The sequence below is a fragment of the Actinomadura rubrisoli genome, from assembly GCF_004349215.1.
GTDB lineage: Bacteria > Actinomycetota > Actinomycetes > Streptosporangiales > Streptosporangiaceae > Spirillospora > Spirillospora rubrisoli.
The window spans coordinates 23,616-31,127 of the sequence record NZ_SMKU01000072.1; the positions used below are offsets into that span (position 1 = coordinate 23,616).

5 protein-coding genes are annotated in these 7,512 nt (G+C 68.9%); 3 read left to right on the forward strand and 2 right to left on the reverse strand.

What is annotated here, in order from left to right; all coding sequences use genetic code 11:
• The first annotated feature begins 40 nt into the window (after nucleotides 1–40).
• Nucleotides 41–2,971 (forward strand): ABC transporter permease subunit, encoded by a 2,931-nt coding sequence (locus E1298_RS16300; protein WP_131894035.1) that lies wholly within the window; start codon nucleotides 41–43, stop codon nucleotides 2,969–2,971.
• 113 nt (nucleotides 2,972–3,084) lie between these two features.
• Here the strand turns inward: E1298_RS16300 and E1298_RS16305 are convergent, their stop codons facing one another.
• Nucleotides 3,085–3,903: an LLM class flavin-dependent oxidoreductase gene (locus E1298_RS16305; protein ID WP_131894037.1), complete on the reverse strand. Its 819-nt coding sequence runs from the start codon at nucleotides 3,901–3,903 to the stop codon at nucleotides 3,085–3,087.
• Nucleotides 3,900–4,385 carry a hypothetical protein gene (locus E1298_RS16310; protein WP_207944657.1) on the reverse strand — a complete coding sequence of 162 codons (486 nt, stop codon included), beginning with the start codon at nucleotides 4,383–4,385 and terminating at the stop codon, nucleotides 3,900–3,902. Before E1298_RS16310 ends, E1298_RS16305 begins: the two co-directional genes overlap by 4 nt.
• A gap of 446 nt (nucleotides 4,386–4,831) precedes the next feature.
• Here E1298_RS16310 and E1298_RS16315 point away from each other — a divergent pair, with 446 nt between their 5' ends.
• Both E1298_RS16315 and E1298_RS16325 read left to right on the forward strand, forming a co-directional pair.
• Nucleotides 4,832–6,085: a serine hydrolase domain-containing protein gene (locus E1298_RS16315; RefSeq protein WP_131894039.1), complete on the forward strand. Its 1,254-nt coding sequence runs from the start codon at nucleotides 4,832–4,834 to the stop codon at nucleotides 6,083–6,085.
• Nucleotides 6,086–6,234: 149 nt separating this feature from the next.
• A complete protein-coding gene (locus E1298_RS16325) occupies nucleotides 6,235–7,338 on the forward strand; it encodes an endonuclease/exonuclease/phosphatase family protein (RefSeq protein ID WP_243725618.1) in 1,104 nt (367 codons plus the stop codon).
• Nucleotides 7,339–7,512: the final 174 nt, after the last annotated feature.

The window sequence follows — 7,512 nt, forward strand, 5'->3', positions numbered from 1 at the left end:
CGATGCGGTTGAGCACCCGCTCGAGGCCGCCGAGGAATCGGTGGCCGGCCGACGTGGCCTTCTCCGGCGAGCCCGCAAGCCGCTCCTCCAGATCCTGGCGTTCGCGGTCGCGGTCGTCCTGGCGAAGACCGTGTCCGCGGTCCTCGACGAGCACGACCTCATCCAGGCGTCGACACCGTTCCCGGTGATCCTGCTCGGCACGATCGTCGGCATGACCTACGGCCTGCTGGCGGTCGGCATCGTGCTGGTCTACCGGAGCAACCGCATCATCAACTTCGCGCACGGGCAGATCGGTGCGTTCGGAGCGGCGTTCTTCGGCGTCGCCGCGGTGAAGTGGCACATCCCGTACTGGATCGCGTTCGTGATGGCGCTGGTGGTGTCCGCGGCGACCGGGGCCGCCGCCGAGGCCGGCGTCGTACGACGGCTGCGCGGCGCACCGCGGATCGTGTCCGTCGTCGCGACCTTGGGCGTCGGCCAGTTGCTGGTCATCGCCGCCGCGCTCATCAACTCCACCGCGTCCGGACCGCTGTACCCGCAACCCGCGTGGCTGCCGGACTTCAACGTCGGTGCCCTGCGCATGACCCAGGCCTACTCCGGCATGCTGTTCCTGTCGCCGCTGTTCGTCCTCGCGATCGTGCTGTTCCTCAAGCGGTCGCGGTTCGGGCTCGCCATCCGCGCGGCGGCGGCCAATCCGGAAGCGGCGCGGATGTCCGGCATCTTCGCGAGCCGCATGTCGACACTGGCCTGGGCGATCGCCGGCTCCCTGGCCGGTTTCGCGGCGATCCTCACCGCACCGACGCAGGGCTTCGTCGGTGCCGACAGCTTCGGCCCCGCGCTGCTGCTGCGCGCCCTGACCGCCGCCGTCATCGGCCGCATGCAGAGCCTGCCGATCGCCCTGGCCAGCGGTGTCGGCCTGGGCATCCTTGAGCAGTTGCTGATGTGGAACTACCCGCAGTCGGGTCTGGTCGAGGTGGCCATGTTCCTCATCATCCTCGTGGCGCTGCTGGTGCAGCGCCGCAGCGGCGGACGCGACGAGGAGAAGGGCAGCTGGGCCGCGGTGCAGGGCCTGCGCCCGATCCCGGAGAGGCTGCGGGCTCTGTGGGCGGTCCGCGCGATGGGCCCGGCCTTCACCATCACGGCCCTCGCGGCGCTCGCGGCCCTGCCGCTCTTCATCTCCAACGGCCTGTCGGTGACCTTCACCGGCATCATCGCCTTCGCGATCGTCGGCCTGTCGATCGGAGTCCTGACCGGTCTCGGCGGACAGCTGACGCTCGGCCAGTTCGCCGTCGCCTCCGTCGGCGCGGTCATCTCCTTCAAGGTGTCGAGCAACTCCGGCAACTTCCCGCTCGCACTGCTCCTGGCCGGCCTCGGCGCGGGCCTGGTCTCGGTCGTGATCGGCCTGCCCGCGCTGCGCATCCGCGGCCTCATGCTCACCGTCACCACGCTCGGATTCGCGCTCGCCGCCCCGGCCTGGCTCCTCACACAGCCGTGGATGCTCGGCGACGGCCGGGATCCGGAGAAACCCTACGGCTGGCCGCTCAGCGGCCCCCTCGACACCGGCCGTGAGTACTACTACTTCGCGCTGGCGCTGTTCGTCCTGACCCTCGTCCTGACGCGGAACATCCGGCGCAGCGGATTCAGCCGCCTGCTCATCGCCATCCGCGACAACGAGGAGAACGCTCGCGCGTTCGCCGTGCGGGCGAGCCTCGTCAAGCTCCAGGGCTATCTGATCGGCGGGTTCATCGCCGGCATCGGCGGCGCGACCTACGCGCACTCCCTGTCCAGCGTCAGCGCCGGGTCGTTCCCGACGACCGCGAGCATCGACGTCGCCGTCATGACGGTGCTCGGCGGTGTGTCCGCGCTGATCGGGCCGGTGGTGGGGGCGATCTGGGTGCTCGGCCTGCCGCTGCTCGACATCGGCAACATCGGCTTGGCCGCGACGAAGTTCGGTGTGCTGCTCCTCATCCTGTGGAAGCCCGGCGGCCTGATCCAGGTCTTCGCACCGATCCGGGACGGGATCGTCAAGTTCATCGCCCGCCGGCACGGCATCGATCCCGACCCCCTGTACGCCGGCGACGACCCCGCCGACGTCACCGCGACGGCCCAGGGCGTCCAGATCGGCGATCTGCGCGTCGGCGAGCCGGCTGCTGCGGCGGCTCCCTCCGCGGGCGCGGCGCTTCTCGAGGCGCGCGATCTTCGCAAGAGCTTCGGCGGCGTGCATGCCGTACGCGGAGTGTCGTTCGCTGTACGGGCCGGCGAGACGGTCGGTCTCATCGGCCCGAACGGCGCCGGCAAGACCACAACGTTCGAGCTGCTGGGAGGCTTCACCAAACCGGATACCGGCCGCGTGTTCCTCAACGGCGAGGACATCAGCAAGATCGGGCCCGAGGGACGTGCCCAGCGCGGCCTGATCCGGTCGTTCCAGGATGCCGCGCTGTTCCCGACGATGACCGTGAAAGAGACGGTCATGCTCTCGCTTGAGCGGGTGCAGCCGACGGGCTTCCTGACGTCGGCGCTGGGCCTGACGCTCGGCGAGCGGAAGAAGGAGCGCCAGGCACGTGCGCTCATCTCCGCGATGGGCCTGGACCGCTATCGGGACAAGCCCATCCAGGAGCTCTCGACCGGCACCCGCCGCATCACCGAGATCGCCTGCCTGGTGGCGCTGCAGCCGATGTGCCTGCTGCTCGACGAGCCGTCCAGCGGCGTCGCCCAGCGCGAGACCGAGGCGCTCGGGCACCTGCTGGCCGAGCTCAAGCGCGAGCTCGACCTGACCCTCGTGGTCATCGAGCACGACATCCCGCTCATCATGGGGATCTCCGACCGCATCATCGCGATGGCCGACGGCGACCTCATCGCCGAAGGCCCCCCGGACGTCGTACGCGCCCACCCGCAGGTCGTCGACGCCTACCTGGGCGGGAGCATCACCGCGATCGAGCGCTCCGGCGCCGGCGCGGTCGCCGCCGACCGATGAGCCGAGCCCGGCACGGCGTCTCGGTGGGTCCATTTCGCCGGGACGACGAGGTCAGCCGTCGAGGAGGCACCACCGACGGCGGCGCGGGCGGCCTCGGGCGTGGTGTCGATGTCTCAAGGCTCAAGCGGACCGTCGCGGAGTACGCCACGCACCTGATCCAGCGAAACCGCTTCCGGCGGGAACTCCACCAGCCACCAGGTGGCGCCCGCCTCGGCGTAGGGCGTCGGATCGGCGTCGGGCGGAAGGGCGGCGGCGATGTCGAACAGGCCCGTCTTCTGCCGGCGGAGATCGGTGATGGTGGTGACGATGTCGGCGAACTGGTCCGGGTGTTCGAGATTGACCGGGAAGAAGCCGTCGTACCGGGCGGCGCGGCGCAGCGGTTTGAGGTTGCCGGGGAATCCCGCGGCCCACACCGGTACGCCGGGCCGCTGAACCGGTCGGGGGAGGAAGGAGACACCGTCGACGGTGTAGTGCCGGCCGTGGTGGTGTACCGGATCACCGGACCATGCGGCGGTGAGGATCTCCAGTGACTCGTCGAGCATCTGCCCCCGCCGCCGGTCATCGAGCTCCTCGCCGGTCGCGCGCAGCTCGTCGGCGAAGCGGTTGCTGCCGAGACCGACGCCAAGGGTGAGGCGGCCACCGCTGAGCCGGTCCAGCGTGGCGGTCTCCTTGGCGACCTTGGACGGCCTGCGGCGGGCAAGAGGTGTGACCATCGGGCCGAACCGAAGGTCTTCGGTGGCGGTGGCGATCGCGGCCAGCGTGATCCAGGGGTCGGCCACCCGCTGGACCGGCGCCCTCCAGCGCAGGTGGTCCCATACGAACACGCCGTGCCAGCCGGCCTCCTCCGCCTCGGCGGCCAGTCGTGCGACCACCGCCGGTTCGGCGAGGTCGTCGAAGATCGGCAGCCAGAGCGCCGAACGCAACCGGGTCATGATCGTCCGCCTCCGGTCTGCTGGATCCGAGCCGGTCCGAACACGTCCCACAAAGGCCGCGGTCCCCGTGCACCACCGGGGTTGGCGCCTTGAGGTCGCTGGACGGCCCGTCGACGTGATCGGCGAGGCTGGGGGCGATGTGGCGGATGCGGGCCACGTCTCACTCGACCAGCGCACGCGCAACGGGTTTCTTCGAAGAAGGGAGAGCGGTCCGAGTACGCCTTTGCCGATGCGACGACGAAATCCACCATCGCGGCGGAATCGGCGCGGAGGTTGCTGGCGGGCTCGTCCGACGACAGTGGGAGGCCGTCCTCGCCTGCGGAGGTGGTCAGTGACACGACGCAGCCCGGCCGCCCGGGCGGATAGCCGGTTCCCCGGTTGCGGTAGCGGATCACGAACCGGCCGGCGCCCGCGATCTGTTCGCACCGTTCGGCATCGCTGATCTCGACGAGCTTCTCGCCGCTGAAAGGGTGATCGGTCATGAACGCCACGCTAGGCCAAACAGTTCATCGCCAAAAGCGATGATTTCCGATCAACCTAATCATGATTGGCGATGTCTATCGCCTGATGAGCGCAGCCCTGACGTCGAGCTGCGTGGGCGAGCACGACGGCTGCGGGCAGTCGCCGGACCGCGGCGCCTGGCGAGGCGGAGGGGCTGCGGAGCACCGATGCGCTGCGGCAGCAGGAGGAGGAGTTGTTCCGCGCCAGGTGTGGTCGGGAGATGGGGCGCAGGATCCGATCGTCTGCGTCCGGGTGGTGGCCTGGTTGTCGGCCAAGTCCACCGCAGGTCCTTGATGCCCGGGGATCGGGGTGTATCGCGGGCGTATCGAAAAACGCATACGCCGCCGCAACAGCCTTCCGTCTTGAGTGGAGGCATGGACCGCAGCGCATCGGCGGTCAGTTCGTCGATCGGTTAAGGACAGTGATCATGGGCTCGGATTCTGTTGGTGGCGTCGACCGGCGGCGGCTGCTCGGCTGGGGCGGGTTGGCGGCCGCCGGCGTGGTGGCGGCGGGCTCGCAGTTGGTGGGCGCGCAGCCCGGCCACGCCGCTCCTGCCCCAACCGGCCCGATTCCGCCGGACACCCGGCCTGGCGGCGCCTACGACCGGTACGTGGCGAAGCTGGCTGCGGACGGCAAGTTCTCCGGGGTGGTGCTGCTTTCGCACCGGGGCCGGACGGTGCTGTCGCGCAGCTACGGCATGGCCGACAAGGAGAAGGGGATCCCCAACGGGGAGAACATCGCATTCAGCCTCAGCTCGGCGGGCAAGCCGTTCCATGCGGTGGCCATCTTGCAATTGGCGCAGCAGGGCAAGCTGAAGCTGTGGGACACGGTGGGCACCTACCTGAAGGGCTACACCAAGGAGATCGCCGAACGGGTGACCATCCACCACATGCTCACCGGCACCTCAGGGATGAAAACCCCGGATGAGGACGTGCAGCGGATCTTCCAGAGCCAGAAGGAGGTGCACGAGTACTACGAGCAGTGGGCCCGGCAGGCGACGCCGGAGGCCCCTCCCGGCACATCCAGCAGCCACTCCGGCGCCGAGGTCGCCATCCCCGCGCAGATCATTGAAGCCGTGACCGGCAAGACCTACTGGGACTACGTCCAGGAGAACATCTTCAAGCGCTGCGGCATGACCGGTTCGGGGTTCTACACCAGGCCGCAGTGGCTCACCGATGCCCACATCGCGCACCCGTACATGGAGCTGGCCGACGGCAGCATGGTGGACGCGGTCCACAATCTGGACAAGGGCAGCCCGCACCCGTACACACTGGGCAAGAACCCAGGCCGCGCCTTCATCGATGCCCCCGGCGACGGCGGCTTCGCCACCGCGCCGGACCTGGTCCGATTCGCGCACGCACTGCGCGACGGCACCGTACTGGACCCGCACTACGCCGAGCTCTTCACCGGGGCCAAGCTCCCCCTTGCCCCCGAGGGAGGCGGCGGCCTTGCCCGCCGGGCGACCCCCGCCGACGCGGGGTTCGGGGCCTATCAGATGCCGGTCAGCCTCGTCAACGGCCAGTGGGTGTGGAGCCGCGCCGGAGCCAACCCCGGTGTCGGCGCCAACTGGACCATCTACCCCGACACCGGCTGGGTCGGCGTCATCCTCACGAACCGCGACGGCGTGCCGCTGCAGGAGATCGTTGAGCGTGAGACCCAGGCCGTCATCGGCCAGGGCTGACGAGCGGCCACCGCAGCGACGTCCCCTCGCGTGTCGGGGGCGGCGACGTCCAAGAACGAGCCCTGGCACTACGAACTGCGCCCCAATGCGATCGACCGTGGTTGCCCGCGTATGTATGCCCACCCCACCCAGAACCTGAGGACGCAGCAGTGACCGGCATTGAGCGAGGGCAGACCATGGCGCAAGTGGACACGGCGGAGACCGGACAGGGCGGCGTCGACAGCCGTGATACCGACGTCGGCGGCTGGCGGGCGGGCGTTCGGCGGGTCGTCCTGATCGGTGCCCGGCCGGAGCCTTGGAGACGTGGGCTGGTGGTCGCGGGGCTGGCGCTGCTGCTGTGCCTGCTCATGGCGCTGCACGCGGCGATCCCCAACCGGGTCGGGAATCTGGGCAGCCTGGTGGAGACCTTCCTGCCGTGGTTCGGTTGGTTCATCCCGGTGCTGCTGGCCGGGGCGCTGTGGCGCCGCTCGGCCTCGGCGATGGCCGCGCTGATGCTGCCGGTACTGGTGTGGGTGAACCTGTTCGGCGGGCTGCTCACCGACAAATCCCACCCCGGCGGCGACCTGACCGTGGCCACCCACAACGTCGGCGCCGACAACCCCGACCCCACCGGCACCGCCCGCGACCTGGCCGCCTCCAACGCCGATGTACTGGCACTGCAGGAACTGACCCCGCAGACCACAGGCAGCTACCTCAACCAACTGGCCACTACCTACCCCCACCACACGGTGCAGGGCACGGTCGGACTATGGAGCAAACTGCCGCTGGCAGACACCCGACCGATCGATGTCACCAACTACGGCCCACTGGCCAAAACCGTAACCGCCAGCCAAAAGATGGCCCCGAACCGGGCACTGCGCACCACGGTGACCACCAAACGCGGACCATTGGCGGTATACGTGGCTCACCTGGGATCGGTACGCGTCAACCCCAGAGCGGGTTTTTTGACCGCCTCACGCAACATCGGCATCCAAGCACTCGACAAAGCCATCACCGCCGAGCACAACAACCAGGTGATACTTCTGGGCGACCTCAACGGCACTATCAACGACCGCGCATTCAACCACCTCACCTCACACCTGCGCCCCACCCACAACACAGCCGGCAATGGCTTCGGCTTCACCTGGCCGGCCCCCTCCCCCGTAGTACGCGCCGACCACATCCTGACCCGCGGCCTCACACCACAAAGCTCACAAGTTCTTTCCGCCACCGGCAGCGACCACCTACCAATCACAGCCAAAATCAGCTGGTGAAACACCACACCCCGCCCCGTCCACCCCAAAGTCACTGGCGAGCTACCGGGGGTATCACCGTAGGTGTGGGAGTGATCATCAAGGGTAGTTGAAGATCATCCACTGCTTCGGGGGGAGTACGGACACCATGACGGTGATCAAGGGGTATGAGAGTGTCGGCCAGATTGGGGCCGG

Excerpts from the sequence above, each read along its gene's own strand:
- E1298_RS16305 (WP_131894037.1), bottom strand. The coding sequence starts at position 3,903 with ATGACCCGGTTGCGTTCGGCGCTCTGGCTGCCGATCTTCGACGACCTC.
- E1298_RS16310 (WP_207944657.1), bottom strand. The coding sequence starts at position 4,385 with ATGACCGATCACCCTTTCAGCGGCGAGAAGCTCGTCGAGATCAGCGAT.
- E1298_RS16315 (WP_131894039.1), top strand. The coding sequence starts at position 4,832 with ATGGGCTCGGATTCTGTTGGTGGCGTCGACCGGCGGCGGCTGCTCGGC.